Genomic DNA, 21,972 nt, shown 5'->3' on the forward strand with positions numbered 1-21,972 from the left:
ACCTCGAGGTTTGTATCAGGCCGGCGGAAAAACCAACGCCTGGGGCACATCGATATCCCACAGCACACCGGGATCATCAACCGCCACTTCCACTACCCGCCCCTGCTTGAACAAAGGTCTGGCCCCGCGATCACCGGACAATGCCATCAACCCCGGCCCAAACGAGCGACCAAATCCGACCGGATGCCCAAACTCGCCACCCTGCACCGGCACACTGACCGCATCGTCGGCAATCGCCGCCACCACCCGCTCAATACTCGACGGCAGGATGAACGGCATATCGCCCAGCACAATCAACCAGCCATCCAGATCCGGGCAAGCGGCAACGCCCGCCGCAATGCTGTCGCCCATCCCCGTGGACTCGATCGAGACAATGTCACACCCGTAAGCCTGCGCCATACGCATCGCCTGCGGCCGCACCTCGGTCGTCACCAGCACTCGCTTGTCGAGACTCACCGGCAGGTTCACCAACGTCTGCTCGATCACCGAGCGCGCAGCCCCGTCGCGCCCCGTGCAATCGGCCAACAACTTGTCCTTGTCGGCGCCAGCCACTTCGCGAAAGCGGCTGCCCTCGCCTGCCGCCAGCACAATCACGCCAATGGATCGACTCATGCGCGCTCTGCCTTCTTCTGCTTCAACTCGACACCATTCTTGATCGCGACGATTTCCGCCAGCAATGACAACGCGATTTCCGCCGGGGAATGACTGCCGATGGGCAGACCGATCGGCCCGTGCAATCGAGCGATGGCCGCTTGCGACAAGCCTAGCTCAGCCAGGTATTCCCGGCGCTTGAGACTGTTGACGCGCGAGCCCAGGGCGCCGACGTAAAAGGCCCTGGAATCCAGCGCCGTCAGCAGCGCCATGTCGTCCAGACGCGGATCGTGAGTCAAGGCAACGATGGCGGTGCGTTCGTCGGTCTGAATGTTCAGCACCGCCTCATCCGGCATGCCCGGGACAAAGCGGCCATGCTGCTCTTCCCAGTCATACACGAATTCGGTGCGGGGATCGCAGATCAGCACTTCGAAATCCAGCAATCGCGCCATCTCGGCCACGTAGCGCGACAACTGTCCTGCACCGATCAGCAGCAGACGCCAGCGCGGGCCGTAGATGGCGCGCAAGGTCTTGCCGTCGAAAACCAATGCATCCGTTTTGCTCGCCGGCGAAAGAATCACTTCACCGCTTTCGAGGTTCAGCTCACGAGCAACGATTTCGTGAGCCTCACAACGAGCCAACAACTCGGCGACCCATGCCGTGTCGCCGACACGCTCTTCGGTGAGGCGTAAAGTGCCGCCGCAAGGCAGGCCGAACCGCGCCGCCTCATCCCGCGTCACGCCATAGGTGATCAACTGTACTGGCGGCCCGTCGGCGGGAATCCGTCCGTCATGCAGCCGGGCGATCAGATCGTCCTCGACACAGCCGCCGGACACCGAACCGATCACCACACCATCCTCGCGCAACGCCAGCATCGCGCCGGGGGCCCGGGGCGCAGTGCCCCAGGTCTGCACCACACTGAACAGCACCACCCGCTGCCCGGCGCGGCGCCATTCCAGGACGCTGCGCAGGACATTGAGATCGGCGCTGTCCATCACGCTTGCGCCTTTTGCCAGCCCTGCAACTGGTAACGCACCGGCAGGCTGCGGATGCGCTGGCCGGTCGCAGCGAAGATCGCATTGCACAGCGCTGGCGCAATCGGCGGCACGCCCGGCTCACCGACGCCGCCCAGCGGCACCTCGCCCGGCGGCGTCACCAGATGCACCGCGACTTCCTTCGGCGCCAGCGACATGCGCGCCACTTCATACATATGGAAGTTGTCCTGCTGCACCTTGCCGTCCTTGAAGCTGATCTCGCCCCAGACGGCATTGCCCAGGCCCATCACACACGCACCTTCGAACTGCGAACGAATGCGCTCCGGGTTGATCTGCGGCCCGCAATCCACGGCGATATCGGCCTTGTGCACGATCAGCGTGCCGTCGTCCTTGACCTCGACTTCGATCACCGCCGCCACATAAGTGACGAAGCTGTAATGCACTGCCAGGCCGAGACCACGGCCCTTGGGCAACTGGCGCCCCCAACCCGCAGCCTTGGCCGCGGTTTCCAGCACGGTACGCATGCGTCCGGTGTCGATTGGATAACGCTCGGGGGATTCGCCGTAGTTCCACTCTTCGCTGAGCGTGCGCGGGTCGATCTGTCGATCCGGGCCGAGCAATTTGATCTGGTACTTGAGCGGGTCTTCCTTGGCCTTGTGCGCCAGTTCGTCGACAAAGCTCTGAATCGCGAAGCCATGGGGAATGTTCGACACCGAGCGATACCAGCCGACCCGCGTGTGTACCGTGGCTTCTGGGTTTTCCAGACGTACGTTGGGAATCGCGTAGGCCATGTTGGTGAAGCCCATGCCCAGCTCGAACGCGGCTTCGTGATTCATGTTGGGCGCAAAGAGCGCGGTGATGCTCGGCGCCACCGTGCGATGCAGCCAGGCAGACGGCAAACCGTCCTTGCCCACGCCGGCCTTGAGGTACTCGGCCGATACTGTGTGGAAATACGAATTGTGGATGTCGTCTTCGCGCGTCCATTGGACCCGCACAGCCTTGCCGGGAAACTCTTTGGCGAGAATGGCAGCTTCGACAACAAAATCCGGTTTGGACTTGCGACCGAAACCTCCGCCGAGCAGGGTCACGTTGAAGGTCACATTATCGAACGGCAGACCGAGGCGTTCGGCGATCCGCTCACGGGTGACCTGCGGTGCCTGACTCGGCGCCCAAGCCTCGCACACACCCTCTTTATAGCGTGCGATGGCCACCATCGGCTCCATCGGCGCCTGTGCCAGATGCGGCAAATAGTAAGAGGCCTCCAGGGTGCTGGCAGCGCTGCCGATGGCCTTTTCGATGTCGCCGGTGTTGCGCACGACCTTGCCCGGTTTCAGCGAAGCGGCTTCCAGTTCCTTGCGGTAGGCGATCGAGTCGTAACTGGCGTTCAGGCCATCGTCCCACTCGATTTTCAGCGCCTCGCGGCCCTTGAGCGCCGCCCATGTGTTGCTGGCCACCACGGCAACGCCACCCAGCGGCTGGAATTCCGAAGGCAATGGCCGGGGTTCGATCTGGATGACTTTCAGCACGCCCGGCACCTTCAGCGCGGCGCTGTCGTCCACTGACTTGACCTTGCCGCCGTACACCGCAGGGCGAGCGATCACGGCGTACAGCATGCCGTCGAAATGCACATCGGCCCCATACACGGCGCGTCCATTGACGATGTCATTGCCATCGATGGCCTTGGTGCCTTCCTTGCCGATGTAGCGGAATTCCGACGGCTGCTTGAGCCGCAGGCTGTCACGCCCCGGAACCGGCAACGCACTGGCTGCAGCGGCGAGCTCGCCGTATCCCAGCTCACGCCCGGAAGGCTGGTGAATGACTTTGTGCAGTTGCGCGCGGCACTCGCCGACCGGCACCTTCCACTGTGCGGCGGCTGCCTGCTCCAGCATCGTCCGGGCAGCGGCGCCGCAACGACGCATCGGCTCGTACCAGTGACGCATGCTGCGCGAGCCGTCGGTGTCCTGGTTGCCGAAACGCACTTCATCGCCCGGCGCCTGTTGCACTTTGACGTGAGCCCAATCGGCCTCAAGTTCATCGGCGACCACCATGGTCAGACTGGTGCGCACGCCCTGGCCCATTTCCGAGCGGTTGCAGACCACGGTCACCGTGCCGTCGGCGGCAATACTGACGTAAACCTTCGGATCATCGATCCAGCCGTTGGGCATGCCATCGGCACCGAATTTCTTCGGCTTGTCTTCGGCCAATGCATCCTGCCAGCCCCAACTCGCGGCCAGCACCAGCGCGCCGGTTGCGCCGACACCCTTGAGGAAGCCCCGGCGGCTCAGATTGCTCAGAGCGAAATCGTTCGGTAGACGGCTCATGCCTTGGCCTCCTTCAAGTGGGTGGAGGCCTGGCGGATGGCGGTCTTGATTCGGTTGTAGGTGCCGCAGCGGCAGATGTTGCCGACCATCGCCTCTTCGATCTGCTCGTCGCTCGGGTTAGGGTTGGTCTTGAGCAACGCGGTGGCGGACATGATCTGCCCGCCCTGACAGAAACCGCACTGAGCCACGGCGGTGTCGAGCCAGGCTTGTTGGACGATCTGGCCAATCGGATCGGCGTGCAGGTTGTCGATGGTCGTTACATTCTGCCCGGCCACCGAACCGATCGGCGTGATGCAGCTACGCACCGGCAATCCGTCGATATGAATGGTGCAGGCGCCGCACAGGCCCATGCCGCAGCCGAATTTGGTGCCGTTGTAACCGGCGACGTCACGGATTGCCCACAACAGAGGCATGTCCTCGGTGACATCGAGTGGATGGTCTTGGCCATTGAGTTTCAGGGTAATCATGGGCACGCCCGCATATTCATGGAGGTTATGGGGTCGAGCAATCTGCCGCCGGAAATCAGCGGTGGGTTCACGCAGATCGACTCAGGCTAATGAGGCTCTCTTGTGCCGACGAAAACGTCTGCACCGGCCTTTGGTGGAGCAAAGGGTTTATCGTTAGCTGGCTAAGTTAACCCGGGATTAACAAAAAAGCCCTGCACTTTTTAAATAGTGCAGGGCTTTGGATTGCGCCTTGAAAGCGTAGCCTCAATAACGGTTAGGCTCCATTTCTAGCTCGACATTGAAACGTTCTGCAATGTCTTTCTGGATACGTTGGGCCAGATCGAGCAGTTGTAGCCCGGTTGCCGCGCCGTAATTGACCAGCACCAGCGCCTGCAATTTATGCACGCCGGCATCGGCCTCACGGAAACCTTTCCAGCCCGCTCGCTCGATCAACCAACCCGCCGCCAGCTTCATCTGCCCGTCCGGTTGAGCATAGGCCACCAGATCCGGGTGCTGCGCCTTGATCTGCGCAACCACCGCCGCTGACACCAACGGGTTTTTGAAGAAGCTGCCGGCATTGCCCAGCACGGCCGGGTCCGGCAGTTTCTCGCTGCGGATGCTGCAAATCGCGTGGCTGACATCCGTCGGCGTTGGCTGCTCGATGCCCTGTTCGGTCAGGCGCTGACGCACCGGGCCGTATTCCAGTTGCAGATGCGCGACACGATCAAGCTTGAAGCGCACTCGCAGAATCAACCAACGACCCGGTTGCTGCTTGAACACGCTGTCGCGGTAGGCGAAGTTGCACTCTTCCAGGCTGAAGTCGCGCAACTCGCCGGTCTGGCGATCCAGCGCCGTCAGGCCGGCAAACACGTCCTTGATCTCGACGCCGTAGGCACCAATGTTCTGCATCGGCGCGGCGCCGACGGTGCCGGGGATCAGGCTGAGGTTTTCCAGCCCCGAAAAACCCAGTGCCAGCGTGTGCTGGACGAACGGGTGCCACGGCTCGCCAGCTTCTGCTTCGATCACCACGCGGTCGCCGTCATCGCTGATGACACGAATGCCACGACTGGCCATGCGCAGCACCAGTGCCGAAATGTCCGCTGTCAGCAACAGATTGCTGCCGCCACCGATAACCAGCAATGGCACATCGTGGGCGGTCGCATAAGCCAGGGCTTCGCGCACATCACCGTCGTTGTGGGCTTCGGCAAACAGTTGCGCGCGAACGTCGACGCCAAAGGTGTTGAACGGTTTCAGGGAAACCTGAGGGTGTACCTGCAAACTCATAACCGGCTCTTCACTTCGATCAGCAACCGGTCGCAGGCGCGCTCGATCAGATCCAGCACCTGCTCGAAACCCTGATCGCCGTCGTAATACGGATCCGGCACTTCATCGACTTCGCCTTCATAGCGACGCAGGAACAAATCCAGCTCGGCCTTGCCGGTGGACGGTTGCAAGGCCTTGAGGTTGCGCAGGTTGCTGTTGTCCATGGCGAGGATCAGGTCGTAACTGGCGAAATCAGCGCGGCTGACCTGCTGGGCGCGTTGCGCCGACAGATCATAACCGCGCAGCTTGGCCGCTGCCTGACTGCGCTTGTCCGGCGGATTGCCGACGTGCCAGTCGCCGGTGCCGGCGGAAGCCACCTCAACCTGTTCCGCCAGCCCCGCTTCTCGCAACTTGGCGCGCATCACGCCTTCGGCAGTGGGCGAACGGCAGATGTTGCCCAGGCACACGAACAGAACGCGCATCAGGCCTCCAGCAGGCGACGGACGCGCTCGAGGTCTTCGGCGGTGTCGACTCCGGTTGGCGGCGCGATCAATGCGTCAGCCACGTGAATCCGCACGCCGTGCCACAGGGCACGCAATTGCTCGAGGGATTCGGTGTTTTCCAGCCAGCACGGGCCCCAGCTCACGAAGTCCTGAAGGAAACCGGCGCGGTAGGCATAGATGCCGATGTGGCGGCGATACGGCACGCCTTCTGGCAGCACGTCGCGGCTCTTGGCGAACGCATCGCGGGCCCATGGCAGGGTCGCGCGACTGAAAGTCAGCGCCAGACCGTTGAGGTCGCTGACAACCTTGACCACGTTCGGGTTGAACAGGGTTTCCACGTCCTCGATCGGCTCGGCCAGGGTGGCCATGCGCGCTTCGGTGTGGGCCGCAAGGTTGGCGGCGACCTGGTCGATCACGCTTGGCGGGATCAGCGGTTCGTCACCCTGCACGTTGACCACGATGGCATCCGACTCAAGGCCCAGCTTCGCGGCGACTTCGGCCAGACGGTCGGTGCCGGAGTTGTGATCTTCACGGGTCAGCACCACTTCGGCGCCGAAAGCCTTGCAGGCTTCGACGATGCGCGCATCGTCGGTAGCCACGACCACGCGACTGGCGCTGCTTTTGCTCGCCTGCTCCCAGACGTGCTGGATCATCGGCTTGCCGGCGATATCCAGCAGCGGTTTACCCGGCAGGCGGGTCGAGGCGTAGCGCGACGGGATGACAACGGTGAAGGCGGTGGTCATTTATCCAGACGCTCGTCGGTGGTCAGGGTGCGGGCTTCGCTTTCCAGCATGACCGGGATGCCGTCACGGATCGGGTACGCCAGGCCGGCGCCCTTGCTGATCAGTTCGGTCTTGTCGGCGCTGAGCTTGAGCGGGCCTTTGCAGACCGGGCAGGCGAGGATGTCGAGCAATTTGGTGTCCATGAACATTCCCTGGATAAAAACGGTTTAAGGCAAAAGACGATCCGGCAACAGGCGCATCAGCTGCGTGTCGAACCAGGCCACGAAGGCCGGCGACGGCACGGCATCGACTGCTAGGTACCACCAGTCGGCGGCAGCGAAGGCGCGGCACTTCACCGCGTCCTTTTCAGTCATCACCACTGGCAATGACGGCGTGAAACTCAAGGCCTGCACGCTATATTCGGCGTGGTCGGCAAACGCGTGGGGCACAGGTCGCCAGTCTAGCGCTTCGAGGGTATTGAAGAAACGTTGCGGATTGCCGATCCCGGCCACCGCGTGCACGGCCTGACCGGACGAAAAATGATCGAGCGGACGGCGTTCGCCGCTGCGCAGATTGACCAGCGCCGACGGTTTGAGGCGGAAAGCGAATCCGCCGTCGCGATCCTCAAGGGCGCCGTTGAACAGCACCCCGTCAACGCTTTGCAGGCGCTCGGCCGGTTCGCGCAGGGGGCCGGCGGGCAGGCAACGCTGGTTGCCAAGGCCACGGGCGGCGTCGATCAGCACCAGTTCCAGATCCCGCGCGAGGCGATAATGCTGCATGCCGTCGTCGGACAGGATCAGGTCCAGCGGCTCGCTGTCCAGCAGGGCTCTGACGGCGGCACTGCGATCGGGATCGATCATTAGCGGTACGCCGGTGCGCTGCACGATCAGCAAAGGTTCGTCGCCGGCGATGTCGGCAGTCTGATCAGACTCGACTCGCCATGGCAGCTGCACCGGTTTGGCGCCGTAGCCGCGACTGACCACACCGACCCGCAGCCCGTGGCGTCGGCAGTGCTCGATCAGCCACAGGATCATCGGGGTCTTGCCGGTACCGCCAACGGTGATATTGCCGACCACGATCACCGGCACCGGCGACTGATAAATCTCACCTTCGCCGTCGAGAAAACGCTGGCGCTTGCCGGCCACGACGCAACGGTACAGCCACTCCAGCGGCCGCAACAGCGTCAGGGCCGGATGCCCCTGATACCAAGCGGCGAGCAGACGATCGGACATGGCCATCAGGATTTGGGCGCCGCCTCGACCGTGGTCATGCGCAAATGGCTGAAACCGAGCTTGCCGGCCGCGTCCATGGCGGTGATCACGGATTGATGCTGGGTCTTGCCATCGGCACTGATCGACAACGGCATGTTGGTGTCACCGTTGGCTTCCTTCTGCATGGCTTCCATCAGGGTCGCCAGGTCGTTCTTCGGCAAAATCTTGTTGTTCACCGAGAACACACCTTCAGCGCTGATGGCAACGTCCAGTTGCTTGACCTGCTGATCCTCGGCCGGCGAACCGCTGACTGCTTCCGGCAGATCGACGCGCAACTGGGTTTCGCGGGTGAAGGTGGTGGTCACGACGAAAAACAGCAGCAGAATGAACACCACGTCGATCAGCGACGCGAGGTTGATATCGATGGTTTCCCGGGGCTTGCGACGGAATTTCACGCTTTGCCCCCGGCCAGATCGACGTCACGGTCGCCCTGCACCACTTCCACCAGTTTGATTGCTTCCTGCTCCATGCCGACCACCAGTTCATCGATGCGGCGTTGCAGGAAACGGTGGAAGAACACGGACGGGATACCGACCATCAAGCCCGCCGCAGTGGTGATCAGCGCCTTGGAGATACCACCGGCGAGCACCGAGGCGTTGGTGGTCATGCCGGAACCGGTGAAAGCGCTGAAAATATCGATCATGCCCAGTACCGTACCCAGCAGCCCCAGCAACGGCGACATGGCGGCGATGGTGCCCAGCGCATTGACGTAGCGTTCCAGCTCGTGGATGACCCGGGCGGCGGCTTCTTCAATGCACTCTTTCATGATCTCGCGACCATGCTTGGAGTTGGCCAGGCCCGCGGCGAGGATTTCACCCAGCGGCGAATTGGCGCGCAATTCCTTGAGTTTTTCCTTGTTGAGCTGCTTGTCCTTGATCCAGACCCAGACCTGACCCAGCAGATGCTCGGGGGTGACGCGACTGGCGCGCAGCGTCCACAGGCGCTCGGCGACGATCGCCATGGCGGCAATGGAACTCAGAATGATCGGCAACATCATCCAGCCGCCGGATTTGACCAATTCCCACACAGTGACAGCCCCCTCGAAAAAGTGCGCCACTTTACCATACCGGTTCGCGATAAAGACCCGTCGCCCCGACGACCGTGCGCTGCCTGTGCTCAACGGTACTCTGCCCCCGGCAGCGGCGGGTCGCGCCAGAACCGACGCTGCTGACGCATCGACCGGGCCGGCTGGAATCTGCCCAGTTGCAGATGAATGGCCCCCTGCTCGGCGCTGTCATGAATGCGCAAACCCAACTTGCGGTAACGGGCGATGACCGTCGGATGCGGATGCCCGAACGAGTTGCCCTGCCCCCGGGAGACCAGCACGTCTCGGGGCTGCAAAACCTTGAGCAACGCCATTGAGGAAGAACTGCGGCTGCCATGGTGCGGGGCTTGTAGCCACTGGGTCGGGACCGCCAGGGCGCTGTTGAGCAAATCCCGTTCGGCAGCGGTGTCGATATCGCCGGTCAGCAGCAACCGCTCGCCGTTGGCTTCGACCTGCAGGACACAGGAACGCTGGTTGCTGTCGTGGGCATCGGCCCATTGCCATAGATGAAAGGCAACGCCGTCCCACTGCCATTGCCGACCACTTTCACAGGTTTCTGCGTTCAGCGCTTCGGGGAGACCCGGCGGATCGCCGCTGATCACCCGGCTGACCGGCAAGCCGTTTGCCACCGCCAAGGCGCCACCGGCGTGGTCGGCGTCAGCATGGCTGAGCAGCATCAGGTCGAGTCGCTCCACACCCAGTTTGTACAAGGCCGGCAACACCACCCGCTCACCCACATCGAAGTCACCGAAACGCGGGCCGCTGTCGTACAGCAATGTGTGATGGCGGGTGCGGATCAAAATCGCCAGCCCTTGGCCGACGTCGAGTTGCCAGACATCCGCCACGCCTTCGGCCTGCCGCTCCCGGGGCGCAAATGCCAGCACCAGCAACAACGGCCAGCCCAAGGGACGCAACGGAACGCCTCGGGGCAGCAATATCAGCACAGCACCGATGCAGCCCAGCGCCAGTACCCAACCCGGCATCGATGCCGCAACCCACGCCGGCCAGTGCCCGGCAATCAGGGCCAGAGCCCGGAACAATCCATCGACCAACCCGCCGGCAATCCACAACAGCCCTTCGCCGACATAGGGAATCGGCAACAACAAAGTGCCCAGCAATGCCGGCGGCAGCACCGCAAAACTGATCCACGGCACCGCCAACAGATTGGCCAATGGCCCGCTGAGGCTGATCGGCAACCCCAGAATCAGCAACACCGGGCACAAACCGATCGCGATCAGCCATTGCGCTCGCGTCCAGGTCTGCCACCAGCGCCAAGGCCCCAGACGACTACCGAACGTGAAAATCAGCACCGCCACCGCCGTGAAAGACAACCAAAATCCCGGGCGTAGACTGGCCAGCGGGTCCATCAGCAGCACACCATTGAAAGCCAGCAACAACGGCCACCAGGCACCGAGATGGCGAAAGCGCAATCGCCACAGCAACACCAGCGCAACCATCACGCAGGCCCGCCGCACCGGCACATCGAACCCGGCCAGCAGGCCATAACCCAACGCCGCAGCGAACGCCAGACCACAGGCCCACGGCAGCCATGGCCAACGCAATGGCCACACACCGAATCGCGCCAGCCCGGCGATCAGTCCATACATCACCGCCGCCAGCAGACCGATGTGCTGCCCGGAAATCACCAGCAGGTGCACGGTGCCGGTGTCCTGCAGGATCTGCCAGTCCTCGCGACTGAGCCCCGAGCCATCACCCAGCACCAGTGCCGCCAGCGCTGCGCCCCGTCCCTGAGTGTCCACATCCAGCAGACGCTGACGGATGCTGTCGCGCCATGCCCATTGCGCCGCCGCCAGCCGGTCGCCATCCTTCACCGTACCGTTGGCACCGATGCGTTGCGCCAACAACCAGGCCTCGTAATCGAAGGCATCGGGATTGAGCAGCCCGCCGGGACGTTTGAGTTTGACCGCCAGCCGCCAGCGCTCACCGCTGTTGACCGGCGGCCCGGAGTACCAGGCCAGACGCATCAGCGACGGCAGTTTCTCGTGCCGCGAACGTGCATCGGCCAGTTCGAAGCGTACAACTCCATCACCATTCTGCGGCAGGCCAACCACCTGCCCTTCGACCCAGCGCGTCTCGCCGTCCAGCTTCGATGGCAATCGATCATCCAGCGCCCACTGTGCGCCGATGCACGACCACGCGAAGCCGAACAGCAAGAATGCCAGCGGGTAACTGCGAAACGGCAGCAGCATCAGCGCCCCGACCGGCAGCAAAACCATCCACCCGACCGGCGGCAACGCCGGCAAAAAACCGGAACCAGCAGACCGACCGCCAGCGCGATCATCCCTGTGCGCATACGCTCGTCCTTGATTACGACTTTCCAGAAAAGTCTCCCCTCTCAAGGCATAGCGGGTGTTGGTCGCGGCCGCCGTTATCAATTGTCACAAAGTCTGAATGGGCGGTTTGTAGAATCCAGACATACTTGCCGCCTTAACCGACCGAGAAGCCTTATGCCCCGGCGCTTATTCAAACGTTACATGCCCGATCCGACGAGCATCAGGGAACACAAATCCTTACGCTTTCTCGGCACGTTGCTGCATGACCCGAACCTCTGGCATCTCAACCGTCACTCGGTTGCCCGGGCCATGGCCGTTGGCCTGTTCGCGGCGTTTCTACCGATTCCGGCACAAATGCTGGTGGCGGCGGCATTGGCGGTCACAGTGCGCGGCAACATGCCGATTGCCGTCAGCCTGGTCTGGCTGACCAATCCGATCACCATGCCGGCCGTGTTCTTCTGCACCTATCAAGCGGGGGCGTGGTTGATGGATGTTCCCGCACGCACGCTCCCCGACGAATTGACCTGGGAATGGATCAGCGGTGAACTCTCGACCTTGTGGCAACCCTTCCTGCTGGGTTCGGTTGTGGTCGGACTGGCGCTGGGCGCTCTCGCCTACTGCGTGGTGATGATGTACTGGCGCTGGTGGGTGGCCCGGCAATGGGCTCGGCGCAAGAAAAGTCGCCAGTCGTGAATGCAAAACGGCCGCCACTGTGGGAGGCCGTTTTGCATTGCAGCACAGGGCGAATCAGGTACGCATGCCGCGGCCGCTCACCAGCAACCGCGCACAACCGAAGTACAGCACTACGGTCGCCACCAGCATGAAGGTGATCGCGATACCGATGCGAATGTCCGAAACGCCCAGGATCCCGTAACGGAAGGCGTTGACCATGTGCAGCACCGGGTTGGCAAGCGACACGGTCTGCCAGAACGGCGGCAGCAAGGTGATCGAGTAGAACACGCCACCGAGGTAAGTCAGCGGGGTCAGCACGAACGTCGGGATGATCGAAATATCATCGAAGTTGCGTGCAAACACGGCGTTGATGAAGCCCAGCAACGAGAAAATCGTCGCCGTCAGCACCACCACCAGAACGGTGACGCCCAGGTGATGCACCTGCAGGCTGGTGAAGAACAACGACAGAATCGTCACGATCACACCCACCATAAGGCCTCGCAGGACGCCACCGAGGGTATAGCCGATAAGGATCGTGTGCGGCGACACCGGCGACACCATCAGCTCTTCGATGGAGCGCTGGAACTTGCTGCCAAAGAAACTCGACACCACGTTGCCGTAGGAGTTGGTGATCACCGACATCATGATCAGCCCCGGCACGATGTACTCCATGTAACTGAAGCCACCCATGCCGCCGATCTGCTTGCCGATCAGGTTGCCGAAGATCACGAAGTACAGAACCATGGTGATCGCCGGCGGCAGCAGGGTCTGCGGCCAGATCCGCGTGAAGCGCCGGACTTCGCGGTAAACGATGGTATTGAGGGCGACGAGGTTGGGGCGCAGCTCGGAACTCATACCGCCACCTTCGACAGATTTTTCTCCACCAGGGACACGAACAGCTCCTCGAGGCGATTGGTTTTATTGCGCAGGCTCAGCACTTCGATGTTCTGCAGGGCCAGTTGGCCGAACAGCGCAGTGATGCCCATGGACTTGTCGACCTGGACTTCCAGGGTATGCGCATCCACCAGACGGGCCGGGTAGCCGGCCAGTTGCGGTGCAACCGCCAGATCGTTCTTCAGGTCGAGCAGGAAGGTTTCCACATGCAGTTGCCCGAGCAACTGACGCATGCTGGTGTTCTCGACGATGGTGCCGTGGTCAATGATGCCGATGTTGCGGCACAGCTGCTCAGCCTCTTCCAGGTAATGCGTGGTGAGGATGATGGTGATGCCTTTCTGGTTCAGTTCGGTGAGGAACGTCCACATCGAGCGACGCAGCTCGATATCCACGCCGGCCGTCGGTTCGTCGAGGATCAGCAGACGTGGCTCGTGCACTAGCGCCCGAGCGATCATCAAGCGACGCTTCATGCCGCCGGACAACGAACGCGACGGCACATCGCGCTTGTCCCACAGGCCGAGCTGGGTCAGGTACTGCTCGGCGCGTTCCTTGGCGATTTTCGCCGGAATACCGTAGTACCCGGCCTGGGTTACGACGATGTCGAAGGTCTTTTCGAACTGGTTGAAGTTGAATTCCTGGGGCACCACGCCGATCGAGCGCTTGAGCGCCGCCGGGTTCTTGTCCAGGTCGTGGCCGAAGATATTCACCGTGCCACTGGTCTTGTTGACCAGGGTCGAGAGAATGCCGATGGTCGTGGATTTGCCGGCGCCGTTGGGGCCGAGCAAGGCGAAGAAGTCACCTTCAGCGACGTCCAGATCGATACCACTCAAGGCCTGGAACCCGTTGCCGTAGGTTTTGGTTAGCTGCCGGATGGACAGAGCGGAACTCATATCGGATTACGCACCAAGAAGAGAAAAAGGACTGAATGACGGCGGGCGGCGAGGGAGACAACCGCGGCGCACAAGCGCAATGGTGCTTGCCGCCGCCGCACAAGTACAGTCAAGTGTGTCGATAGTAGGTATTAAGTCAACGCGGTCATGACGGCTTTGCGATACGCCGGACGCTGCTTCAGTCGCGCGTACCAGGCCTCCAGATGCGGCATCGGCGCGCGCTCGATCGGCATCTCGAACCAGGCATAAATGAAACTGCCAAGCGGAATGTCGCCCATGCCGATTTCACTGCCGGACAGGTACGGCTGGTTTTTCAGGGCCTGATCGGCCATCGCCAGCAAGCCCTCGCATTCCTTGATCGCGGCATGGATCGCCGGCCAGTCCTGCTTGTCCGCCGGGGTGCGCAGAACGCCCCAGAACACCGTGCGGAAAGGGCCTGCAAAACTGGAAGTCGTCCAGTCCATCCACTTGTCAGCGGTGGCGCGGGTCTGCGGATCCGCCGGGTACCACGCGGTATCGGCCGCATGTTTTGCCAGCAGGTAACGCACGATGACATTGGATTCCCACAGCACAAAACCGTCGTCCTGTATCACCGGCACCCGCCCGTTCGGGTTCATTGCCCGGTACTCCGGTGTGTCGACCACACCAAACGCACCACCGGCATCAATGGCCTCGTAGGCCAGCCCGAGCTCTTCGGCAGCCCACAACGGTTTTCTGACATTCGACGAATTCTTGCGACCCCAGATCTTCAGCATGACCGCCTCTTTTCCAGTAAATGGGCAGGCAGCATACGCCGGATCAGAGGCTGCCGACATCACCGCGCATGTCACTGGACAACGGTTTCTGCTGATCGTTGAACAGGTGCGGATAACATTTCTGCAGATGTTCGAAGAAAAAGGATTCCGGTACATCGGCGAACTGACCGTGATCGACCAGGTACTCCATCAGCAGCGCGCCATCACTGTTGTAAGGGTGAAAAACGCTGTCGTTCATGCCGTCGAATTCCAGCGGTGCAACGTTGAACATTTCGCAGAGCTTCTGGTTGAACGCGGGTGTGGCTTTCACCCAGCGATCATTGAGAAACAGCTCGGTATAACCATGCATGGCGAACACCTCGCTTCTCAGCAGCTCAAGCAGACGCGGCGTCGACAGATGATTTTTCACATCCGCCAAACCAATTCGTGCGGGGATCCCGCAATGGCGCGCGCAAGCGGCGAGCAGCGTGGCCTTGGGCACGCAATAACTCTCACCCGCCGCCAGCGCGTAACTGCCGCGCAAGGTCTGCGGGTCGCGGCTGAAGGTGTACATGTTGTAACGCACCGCCTCGCGCACGGCGTAATAAAGACTGATCGCCTGCGCGCGCAGGTCGCGACTGGCACCACGGTGCTGCTCGGCGAACTCCACCACCGAGGGGTGGTCACTATCGATGAAGCGGCCGGGGCTCAGATACTCGTGCATGACGACATTCTCCTGATTGAGCCTCGAGTCTAGCGAGAGGTTCAGCACAGAGATAACGACGTTTCGGCCAAACATGCACGCAAAGACGCGGAAGCTGCGAACGATTTCCCACGCGTGTTGCCCACCGAACCTACAAAAGACATCCGGGGTTTCCCACGATTTCAATCACCTTGCTCTGACCGCCCCGTTTTGCAGATGCCGTCTAAGCTCTGGAGGGTCGGTTCGCCTTGGTTCACGGAGGATTAAATATGCTGTTGTTGTGGATACTGGTTCTGATCGTCGGCGTGGCGTATCTGGCCCACCGGCGCATCACCCCGCTGCCTGCACTGGGCATCATTGCCGCTTACCTGTTGGCGATGGGGATTTTCAGCCACGCGCCGGGCTGGCTGCTGCTGATTTTCTGGGTCGTGCTGGCCCTGGTGGCCGCCCCGCTGCTGTTGCCTGACCTGCGCCGCAAACACTTCACCGCGCCGCTGTTCAGTTGGTTCCAGAAAACCCTGCCACCGATGTCGCAGACCGAACGCGACGCGATCGATGCCGGCACGGTGTGGTGGGACGGCGAACTATTCAGCGGGCGCCCGGACTGGGACAAGCTGCTGTCCTATCCAAAAGCGCAACTGAGCGACGAAGAACAAGCGTTCATCGACGGCCCGACCGAAGAGCTCTGCGCCATGGTCACCGACTGGCAGATCGGCCAGTCGATGGACCTGCCGCCAGAAGCCTGGACGCACATCAAGGAACACGGTTTCTTCGCCCTGATCATTCCCAAGGAGTTCGGCGGCAAGGGTTTCTCCGCCTACGCTCACTCCCAGGTGGCGATGAAACTGGCGACCCGCAGCGGCGACCTCGCCTCCACCGTGATGGTGCCCAACTCCCTCGGCCCGGCCGAACTGCTGCTGCACTACGGCACCGACGAACAGCGCAATCATTACTTGCCACGACTGGCCCGGGGTGACGATATTCCATGCTTCGCGTTGACCGGCCCGCTCGCTGGTTCCGACGCCGGCGCCATGCCCGACACCGGGATCATCTGCAAGGGTGAATGGGAAGGCCAGGAAACCCTCGGCCTGCGCCTGAACTGGGAAAAACGCTACATCACCCTCGGTCCCGTTGCGACCTTGCTCGGTCTCGCCTTCAAGGCCTATGACCCGGATCACCTGCTCGGCGATAAAGAAGACCTGGGCATCAGTCTGGCGCTGATCCCGACCGACACCCCCGGCGTGGAAATCGGCCGTCGCCACCTGCCACTGGGCGCAGCGTTCATGAACGGCCCCAACTCCGGCAAGGACGTGTTCATCCCGCTGGACTTCCTCATCGGCGGCCAGGACATGCTCGGCAAGGGATGGATGATGCTGATGAATTGCCTGTCGGTCGGGCGTTCTATCTCGCTGCCGGCGGTAGGTACCGGTGCGGCCAAGTTCACCAGTCTGGTGACCGGGCAATACGCGCAGATCCGTGAGCAGTTCAATGTTCCGCTGTCGGCGTTCGAAGGCATTCAGGAAGCCATGGCACGCATCGGCGGCAACGCGTGGATGATGGACGCCGCCCGGATGCTGACCGCCAACGCGGTGGATCTGGGCGAGAAGCCCTCGGTGCTGTCGGCGATCCTCAAGTACCACCTCACCGAACGCGGCCGCGAGTGCATCAGCCACGCCATGGATGTGCATGGCGGCAAGGCGATCATCATGGGCCCGAACAACTATCTGGGCCGCAGCTGGAACGGCGCGCCGATCTTCATCACCGTGGAAGGCGCGAACATTCTTTCGCGCAACCTGATGATCTTCGGCCAGGGCGCGATCCGCTGCCATCCGTTCGTGCTCAAGGAAATGGCTCTCGCCGGTCGCGAGGACAAGGATCAGGCACTCAAGGAGTTCGATGGCCTGCTGCTCAAACACATCGGATTTGCCGTGAGCAACGCCGCCAGCACGCTGGTGCTGAACCTTGGTTTCGGCCACTTCGAACACGCGCCGGGAGACAAGCTCAGCCAGGGTTATTTCCGCGCGCTCAACCGTCAGGCTGCCGCGTTTGCCATGCTCGCCGACCTGAGCATGATGTTGCTGGGCGGAGAACTGAAACGACGCGAGCGGCTGTCGGCCCGTCTGGGCGATGTGCTGAGCAACCTGTATCTCGCCTCGGCGGCGCTCAAGCGTTATCACGACCTCGATTCCCCGGCGTACATGGAGCCGCTGTTCAGATGGGCGATGGAAGAAAGCCTCGGCCAGTCGGAAAAGGCCCTGGATGAACTGCTGACCAACTTCCCGAACCGGGTTTTCGGCTGCCTGTTGCGGGTGATCGTGTTCCCGTTCGGTCGTCGTCACAAAGGCCCGTCGGACAGACTCGGTGCCGAAGTGGCTGGCGTCATCGGTCGGGCCAAGGGCGATCCGGCGCTGGAAGAACTGCTCGCCGGCTGCTATCGCCCGCAATCGGCGGACGATGCGGTCGGTGCACTGCAACACGCCTGCGATCAGTTGAACGCTGCGCAACCGTTGCACAAAAAGCTGCATTCATCGCTCAAGAGCGGCCAGGTCAAACCGGTCGCCGGCGAACACGCCATCGATGCAGCACTTGAAGCCGGGGTGTTGCAGGCGGTGGAAGCCCAGACCCTGCGTAATGCCGAAGCGGCGCGGCGTAAGGTGATCGATGTCGATGACTTCGACAAAGAGGAACTGAAACCGGCGGAAGGGAAAGTCCGCTGATCCCTTCAATCAGTGAAAAACGGGCGCAGGGGCTTTATACTCCCGCGCCCGTTTTGCTCTTGAGGACTTATCTCGTGTCCAACGTCGTTGCCGATCATCTGGTTTTGCTCGACCACCTGCGCAGTATCCTGGTCGCCGTAGGTGAGGCCGATCAGGTTCCCGAAGAAAGCCATGCCCTGTTCCTGGAGCGTTTCGACGAACTGCTGGCGTCACTGCCGATCGAGCCGATCGAAAGCCAATACCTGGGCCAGGACATCCTGACTCAAGTGATTACCCGCTATCCGCAAATTGCCCACCTGATCCCGCGGGATCTGCTGTGGTTCTTCGCAGGCGACTGCCTGCACTACCTGTCCGATGAAGAAATCGACATGTATCAGGCACTGGAAGAACGCCGTTACGAAGCCGAACAGAACGACGAGCCGTTCGACTGGAATCAGGAAAAACAGCTGCTGGCGATGTCCGCCCAGGACAGCAAGCACTGATTTTCGCCCGGTAAAGAAAAGGCCCGCATGGTGATCCATGCGGGCCTTTTTCATGCGGTTAAAGCAGCCCTTCACTCTCGGGCAATTCGTACTCGGCCAAGGCTTTTGAACCGGTGGGTTTTCCGGGCCTGCTCAATGTCGGCTCTTTCTCCAGGCACTCCACCAGATAGTCGATGAACACCCGCAGCTTCGGTGGCAGGTAGCGCGTTGGTGAATGCAGCAACCACAATCCGCCATGGTAGGACGCCAGGAATGTCCAGTCCGGCAGAACCTGCACGACCAGCCCCTGTTCCAGGGCATAGCGAGCCGTGAAATACGGCAGGCTGCCGATTCCGATGTGCTGCAACACAGCGCCCAGACGCACGCCGGTGTGATTGGCGGCATACCGGCCACGCACGCCGACCGTCACTGCCTTACTGCCCTTCTTGAATTTCCAGCGCGCATCGCTCGGGGTTTCGCCCAGGTAGATGCAGCTGTGATTGAGCAAGTCATGGGGATGAGTCGGTGCGCCATGTTCGGCCAGATACTGCGGCGTCGCGCAGAGCAAATGGTCGATGGTCAACAACTGCCGTCCAACCAACCCCGCCGGCGGCCGCTCAGTGATACGAATCGCCAGATCGACATGATCGTCGATCAGATCCACCTGGCGGTCTTCCAGCAGCAACTCCACATCGACCTTCGGATAACGGCGTAGAAATTCCGGCATATGCGGATGAATCACGAAGCGTCCGACCGCTTTCGGCACACTGACCCGCACCAGTCCTTCGGCTTCGTGGGTGAACTGGCCGCTGATCTCCATCACTGACCTTGCGGCGCTGACCATCTCCTGGCAGCGCTTGAATACCTCTTCACCGCCATCGCTCAAGCGCAATTTGCGCGTGGTGCGTTGCAGCAGCCGCGTGGCCAATGCCTTTTCCAGCCGGGAAATACTGCGGCTGACCGCCGAGGGCGACGAACCCAATTGACGAGCGGCCTCGGAAAAGCTGCCGGTCTCCACGACCTTGACGAAAATCGCCATTTCACCGAGCAACGGCAGAGGAAGATTTATGCTCACAGCGCAACAGTCCTTTGATGTTTGAACGGATTATCACGTTATTGCACGATTCATATAATTAAAAAAGAAACTTTAATAAGGGCATGGAATATGACGCTTCGCCTCTTTTTCCATAGTGATGACCTCAAGGCCAATGTGGAAGTCCTCGACTGCACGCCCCACGAGAACGAATTCGCTGTTGTGTTGCGAGCCACGCTTTTTCATCCTCAGGGCGGCGGCCAGCCCTGCGACACTGGTTGGATCGGCGATAGCCAGGTTCTGCGCGTCGTACAGGATCCAGACCGAATTGTTCACTACGTCAGCCAGCCGGTACCACTGGGCATGACCCAGATTCGCGTCGATGAAGAACGTCGCCGCTTCAATACCCGCATGCACTCTGCCGGGCATTTGATTGGTCACTTTGTCCAGGCCATGGGCTGGATGCCGATCAAGGCACACCACTGGCCGGACGAAGGTCGGGTGCAATTCAAGCCAGGGGAATCGGCGCAGGAAGTCGATGCGCATACCGTTCAATACGGCATCGGGCAATGGATCGAACACGATCTGCCCCGCCTGACGTCCCTGCGCGAAGGCGCGCGGGAAATCGGCTTCGGTGAACTGCCAGCCTACGGTTGCGGTGGCACCCATGTACGCAGCCTGAAGGATCTGGGCACAGTCACGATCGCGTCCCTTTCGCAGAAGAAAGGCACGTTGTCCGTCCACTACAGCGTGGATTGAGGATTTCGGGCGCTGCCAGATGCAGCGTCCGACGCCGGGGGAACCGCGCTCGCCGGTTCCGTTGACTACTCGTTAGATGGACCTGAAACCATGATGCTTGACGTCGAGCGTCTCGATGAGACGTGCATAAAAAAACTGGCCAACGAAGAAGTCCTCGCCATCCGCGTCAAAGGCTTTTTGCCTGAAGACCAGGCGATCCGGATTGGCGACAAGATCCTCGAGCCCGGCTTCGAGGGTTATATCAACGCGCCCAGCATTGGCCGCATCGGCATGGCGTTCTATGAGGCGGAAAACCAGCCGTTGCTGATCGAGGATTACTTCGAACGCGCCACCAGCAACATCGCCGAACTGCGCAACCGCTGCGCACCCTACTCGTCGCCGGTCGACACCCTGCGCTGCATGCTCGACGAATCCTGGCCGGCGGGTGCCCATCTGGAAAACCTCTACGGTCGCAAGATGTATGTCGGTCTGTCACGGGTGGTCAAACCCGGCGTCTGCTTCCTGGCCCACCACGACATCTTCGCCAAGGACGCGCCGGAGAGTTTCCAGGCTCACAGCCTGGAGGCGCAATTCGCCTGCAACGTCTATCTGAACATGCCGACCGAGGGTGGCGCGTTGCAGATGTGGGAAGACGACATTTCACCGGACCGGTTCGACGAGATGCGCGGCGACAGCTACGGCATCGATCCGGCGCTGCTCGGCCCGCCAGCCCTCGAAGTACGCCCGGAACCGGGGGATTTCATCATGTTCAATTCGCGTCGTATGCACTCGGTAACGCCGGGTGTGGCCGATCCGCGCTTGAGCCTTTCGTTTTTTGTCGGCTATCGCGGCAACGCTTCACCCCTGACTTTCTGGAGCTGAAATGACATCGAATTACCTGGGCGAGTTTCTGGCGCTGGCCACCATCCACTTTCTGGCCGTGGTTGCTCCCGGCCCGGACTTTGCCGTGACCATCCGCCAGAGTGTGCGATTCGGTCGACTGGTCGGCATCTGCACGGCACTGGGCATCGGCGCGGGGATTTCCGTACACGTGCTGTACACCCTGCTGGGCGTCGGTGCCTTGATGCACACCACGCCCTGGCTACTGACAGTGGCCAAGGTCGTGGGCGGCGCCTACATCTTTTACCTGGGCATCAGCCTGATCCGCAGCAAACCCAAGACAACGCTGGAAGGTGAAAAGACCAGCGACGAGCCACTGGTCGAACAATCGCTGTTCAAGGCGTTTACCACCGGTTTCCTGACCAACGCCACCAATCCCAAGGCCACGCTGTTTTTCCTGGCGATCTTCACCACGATCATCAGCGCCAGCACGCCGCTGGAAATTCAGGCCCTGTACGGACTGTGGATGTGCGGAGTCAATGCATTGTGGTTTGTGATCGTTGCGCTGTTCTTTTCAAGCAGCAAAGTGCGGCTGCTGTTCATGCGCATGGGGCACTGGTTCGAGCGCAGCATGGGGGTGATTTTGATCCTGTTTGCCGGGCGACTGGTGCTGTCGATGTAAGCATGCGGATCGGAGAAGCCCGGCCCAGACAGATTGGACGGGCTTTTTCGATTCTGCGCCGCTTTTGCGTTTCTGTGCGACGCGTCCCACTTCGGGGGCTCCCCTATCGCTTGCTTGTGGTGTTAGTTTGCGAAACCGTCTGACGCATCGATCAGAC

Annotated in this window: 22 protein-coding genes and 1 pseudogene; 6 read left to right on the forward strand and 17 right to left on the reverse strand. The window is 61.4% G+C overall.

Annotation, left to right across the window (positions count from 1 at the left end):
• Nucleotides 1–15 precede the first annotated feature (15 nt).
• From NH234_RS22075 to NH234_RS22130, 12 genes and pseudogenes are all read right to left on the reverse strand, one after another.
• Nucleotides 16–612 carry a nucleotidyltransferase family protein gene (locus NH234_RS22075; protein ID WP_367254320.1) on the reverse strand — a complete coding sequence of 199 codons (597 nt, stop codon included), beginning with the start codon at nt 610–612 and terminating at the stop codon, nt 16–18.
• Nucleotides 609–1,586 (reverse strand): XdhC family protein, encoded by a 978-nt coding sequence (locus NH234_RS22080; protein ID WP_367254321.1) that lies wholly within the window; start codon nt 1,584–1,586, stop codon nt 609–611. The genes NH234_RS22075 and NH234_RS22080 overlap by 4 nt, the downstream gene beginning before the upstream one ends.
• Nucleotides 1,586–3,907, reverse strand: coding sequence for a molybdopterin cofactor-binding domain-containing protein (locus NH234_RS22085; RefSeq protein ID WP_367254322.1), 2,322 nt, complete (start codon nt 3,905–3,907; stop codon nt 1,586–1,588). The genes NH234_RS22080 and NH234_RS22085 overlap by 1 nt, the downstream gene beginning before the upstream one ends.
• Nucleotides 3,904–4,374, reverse strand: a complete 471-nt coding sequence (locus NH234_RS22090) for a (2Fe-2S)-binding protein (protein ID WP_085710940.1) — start codon at nt 4,372–4,374, stop codon at nt 3,904–3,906. Before NH234_RS22090 ends, NH234_RS22085 begins: the two co-directional genes overlap by 4 nt.
• A 243-nt stretch (nt 4,375–4,617) precedes the next feature.
• Entirely contained in the window at nt 4,618–5,637 is a 1,020-nt protein-coding gene (murB, locus tag NH234_RS22095) for a UDP-N-acetylmuramate dehydrogenase (RefSeq protein WP_367254323.1), read from the reverse strand.
• Complete coding sequence (locus tag NH234_RS22100) at nt 5,634–6,098, reverse strand: low molecular weight protein-tyrosine-phosphatase (protein ID WP_367254324.1); 465 nt, start codon at nt 6,096–6,098, stop codon at nt 5,634–5,636. The genes murB and NH234_RS22100 overlap by 4 nt, the downstream gene beginning before the upstream one ends.
• Nucleotides 6,098–6,862 (reverse strand): 3-deoxy-manno-octulosonate cytidylyltransferase, encoded by a 765-nt coding sequence (gene kdsB / locus NH234_RS22105; protein ID WP_273905044.1) that lies wholly within the window; start codon nt 6,860–6,862, stop codon nt 6,098–6,100. The genes NH234_RS22100 and kdsB overlap by 1 nt, the downstream gene beginning before the upstream one ends.
• Nucleotides 6,859–7,044 (reverse strand): Trm112 family protein, encoded by a 186-nt coding sequence (locus NH234_RS22110; RefSeq protein ID WP_003179363.1) that lies wholly within the window; start codon nt 7,042–7,044, stop codon nt 6,859–6,861. Before NH234_RS22110 ends, kdsB begins: the two co-directional genes overlap by 4 nt.
• A gap of 24 nt (nt 7,045–7,068) precedes the next feature.
• The gene (lpxK, locus tag NH234_RS22115) at nt 7,069–8,079 is read right to left on the reverse strand and encodes a tetraacyldisaccharide 4'-kinase (protein WP_367254325.1); all 1,011 of its coding nucleotides are present in this window, start codon (nt 8,077–8,079) and stop codon (nt 7,069–7,071) included.
• Nucleotides 8,079–8,507, reverse strand: a complete 429-nt coding sequence (locus NH234_RS22120) for a biopolymer transporter ExbD (RefSeq protein WP_007950767.1) — start codon at nt 8,505–8,507, stop codon at nt 8,079–8,081. The genes lpxK and NH234_RS22120 overlap by 1 nt, the downstream gene beginning before the upstream one ends.
• On the reverse strand, nt 8,504–9,139 hold the full coding sequence (locus tag NH234_RS22125; RefSeq protein WP_162803506.1) for a MotA/TolQ/ExbB proton channel family protein: 636 nt from the start codon (nt 9,137–9,139) through the stop codon (nt 8,504–8,506). Before NH234_RS22125 ends, NH234_RS22120 begins: the two co-directional genes overlap by 4 nt.
• An 89-nt stretch (nt 9,140–9,228) precedes the next feature.
• Nucleotides 9,229–11,471, reverse strand: a pseudogene (locus tag NH234_RS22130) (DNA internalization-related competence protein ComEC/Rec2).
• A 154-nt stretch (nt 11,472–11,625) separates the two neighbouring features.
• On the opposite strand from NH234_RS22130, the gene NH234_RS22135 reads away from it, so the two are divergent.
• Complete coding sequence (locus tag NH234_RS22135) at nt 11,626–12,144, forward strand: DUF2062 domain-containing protein (RefSeq protein WP_085730450.1); 519 nt, start codon at nt 11,626–11,628, stop codon at nt 12,142–12,144.
• A gap of 54 nt (nt 12,145–12,198) precedes the next feature.
• On the opposite strand, the gene NH234_RS22140 is transcribed toward NH234_RS22135, so the two are convergent.
• The 4 genes from NH234_RS22140 to NH234_RS22155 all read right to left on the reverse strand — a co-directional run bounded on the left by NH234_RS22140 (nt 12,199) and on the right by NH234_RS22155 (nt 15,365).
• Nucleotides 12,199–12,978 carry an ABC transporter permease gene (locus tag NH234_RS22140; RefSeq protein WP_085710947.1) on the reverse strand — a complete coding sequence of 260 codons (780 nt, stop codon included), beginning with the start codon at nt 12,976–12,978 and terminating at the stop codon, nt 12,199–12,201.
• The gene (locus tag NH234_RS22145; protein ID WP_085710948.1) at nt 12,975–13,907 is read right to left on the reverse strand and encodes an ABC transporter ATP-binding protein; all 933 of its coding nucleotides are present in this window, start codon (nt 13,905–13,907) and stop codon (nt 12,975–12,977) included. The genes NH234_RS22140 and NH234_RS22145 overlap by 4 nt, the downstream gene beginning before the upstream one ends.
• A 131-nt stretch (nt 13,908–14,038) precedes the next feature.
• Nucleotides 14,039–14,662: a glutathione S-transferase gene (locus NH234_RS22150; RefSeq protein WP_085730449.1), complete on the reverse strand. Its 624-nt coding sequence runs from the start codon at nt 14,660–14,662 to the stop codon at nt 14,039–14,041.
• A gap of 43 nt (nt 14,663–14,705) precedes the next feature.
• Nucleotides 14,706–15,365, reverse strand: coding sequence for a transglutaminase family protein (locus NH234_RS22155; RefSeq protein WP_367254326.1), 660 nt, complete (start codon nt 15,363–15,365; stop codon nt 14,706–14,708).
• 248 nt (nt 15,366–15,613) lie between these two features.
• Here NH234_RS22155 and NH234_RS22160 point away from each other — a divergent pair, with 248 nt between their 5' ends.
• Complete coding sequence (locus tag NH234_RS22160) at nt 15,614–18,061, forward strand: acyl-CoA dehydrogenase (protein ID WP_367254327.1); 2,448 nt, start codon at nt 15,614–15,616, stop codon at nt 18,059–18,061.
• 74 nt (nt 18,062–18,135) lie between these two features.
• On the forward strand, nt 18,136–18,543 hold the full coding sequence (locus tag NH234_RS22165; protein ID WP_007950758.1) for a PA2817 family protein: 408 nt from the start codon (nt 18,136–18,138) through the stop codon (nt 18,541–18,543).
• A gap of 58 nt (nt 18,544–18,601) precedes the next feature.
• Here the strand turns inward: NH234_RS22165 and NH234_RS22170 are convergent, their stop codons facing one another.
• Nucleotides 18,602–19,597: a LysR family transcriptional regulator gene (locus NH234_RS22170; RefSeq protein WP_367254328.1), complete on the reverse strand. Its 996-nt coding sequence runs from the start codon at nt 19,595–19,597 to the stop codon at nt 18,602–18,604.
• A gap of 90 nt (nt 19,598–19,687) precedes the next feature.
• Here NH234_RS22170 and NH234_RS22175 point away from each other — a divergent pair, with 90 nt between their 5' ends.
• The 3 genes from NH234_RS22175 to NH234_RS22185 all read left to right on the forward strand — a co-directional run bounded on the left by NH234_RS22175 (nt 19,688) and on the right by NH234_RS22185 (nt 21,815).
• Entirely contained in the window at nt 19,688–20,314 is a 627-nt protein-coding gene (locus NH234_RS22175) for a hypothetical protein (protein WP_085730444.1), read from the forward strand.
• Between the two features lie 90 nt (nt 20,315–20,404).
• The gene (locus NH234_RS22180) at nt 20,405–21,175 is read left to right on the forward strand and encodes a 2OG-Fe(II) oxygenase (protein ID WP_085730443.1); all 771 of its coding nucleotides are present in this window, start codon (nt 20,405–20,407) and stop codon (nt 21,173–21,175) included.
• 1 nt (nt 21,176) lies between these two features.
• A complete protein-coding gene (locus tag NH234_RS22185; RefSeq protein WP_085730442.1) occupies nt 21,177–21,815 on the forward strand; it encodes a LysE family translocator in 639 nt (212 codons plus the stop codon).
• The last annotated feature ends 157 nt before the right edge of the window (nt 21,816–21,972 follow it).

Source organism: Pseudomonas sp. stari2 (assembly GCF_040760005.1).
Taxonomy (GTDB): domain Bacteria; phylum Pseudomonadota; class Gammaproteobacteria; order Pseudomonadales; family Pseudomonadaceae; genus Aquipseudomonas.

What these genes read in the sequence shown, in the direction of transcription:
- NH234_RS22075 (WP_367254320.1), bottom strand. Translation starts at nt 612, where the DNA reads ATGAGTCGATCCATTGGCGTGATTGTGCTGGCGGCAGGCGAGGGCAGC.
- NH234_RS22080 (WP_367254321.1), bottom strand. Translation starts at nt 1,586, where the DNA reads ATGGACAGCGCCGATCTCAATGTCCTGCGCAGCGTCCTGGAATGGCGC.
- NH234_RS22085 (WP_367254322.1), bottom strand. Translation starts at nt 3,907, where the DNA reads ATGAGCCGTCTACCGAACGATTTCGCTCTGAGCAATCTGAGCCGCCGG.
- NH234_RS22090 (WP_085710940.1), bottom strand. Translation starts at nt 4,374, where the DNA reads ATGATTACCCTGAAACTCAATGGCCAAGACCATCCACTCGATGTCACC.
- murB (WP_367254323.1), bottom strand. Translation starts at nt 5,637, where the DNA reads ATGAGTTTGCAGGTACACCCTCAGGTTTCCCTGAAACCGTTCAACACC.
- NH234_RS22100 (WP_367254324.1), bottom strand. Translation starts at nt 6,098, where the DNA reads ATGCGCGTTCTGTTCGTGTGCCTGGGCAACATCTGCCGTTCGCCCACT.
- kdsB (WP_273905044.1), bottom strand. Translation starts at nt 6,862, where the DNA reads ATGACCACCGCCTTCACCGTTGTCATCCCGTCGCGCTACGCCTCGACC.
- NH234_RS22110 (WP_003179363.1), bottom strand. Translation starts at nt 7,044, where the DNA reads ATGGACACCAAATTGCTCGACATCCTCGCCTGCCCGGTCTGCAAAGGC.
- lpxK (WP_367254325.1), bottom strand. Translation starts at nt 8,079, where the DNA reads ATGGCCATGTCCGATCGTCTGCTCGCCGCTTGGTATCAGGGGCATCCG.
- NH234_RS22135 (WP_085730450.1), top strand. Translation starts at nt 11,626, where the DNA reads ATGCCCCGGCGCTTATTCAAACGTTACATGCCCGATCCGACGAGCATC.
- NH234_RS22140 (WP_085710947.1), bottom strand. Translation starts at nt 12,978, where the DNA reads ATGAGTTCCGAGCTGCGCCCCAACCTCGTCGCCCTCAATACCATCGTT.
- NH234_RS22145 (WP_085710948.1), bottom strand. Translation starts at nt 13,907, where the DNA reads ATGAGTTCCGCTCTGTCCATCCGGCAGCTAACCAAAACCTACGGCAAC.
- NH234_RS22150 (WP_085730449.1), bottom strand. Translation starts at nt 14,662, where the DNA reads ATGCTGAAGATCTGGGGTCGCAAGAATTCGTCGAATGTCAGAAAACCG.
- NH234_RS22155 (WP_367254326.1), bottom strand. Translation starts at nt 15,365, where the DNA reads ATGCACGAGTATCTGAGCCCCGGCCGCTTCATCGATAGTGACCACCCC.
- NH234_RS22160 (WP_367254327.1), top strand. Translation starts at nt 15,614, where the DNA reads ATGCTGTTGTTGTGGATACTGGTTCTGATCGTCGGCGTGGCGTATCTG.
- NH234_RS22175 (WP_085730444.1), top strand. Translation starts at nt 19,688, where the DNA reads ATGACGCTTCGCCTCTTTTTCCATAGTGATGACCTCAAGGCCAATGTG.
- NH234_RS22180 (WP_085730443.1), top strand. Translation starts at nt 20,405, where the DNA reads ATGATGCTTGACGTCGAGCGTCTCGATGAGACGTGCATAAAAAAACTG.
- NH234_RS22185 (WP_085730442.1), top strand. Translation starts at nt 21,177, where the DNA reads ATGACATCGAATTACCTGGGCGAGTTTCTGGCGCTGGCCACCATCCAC.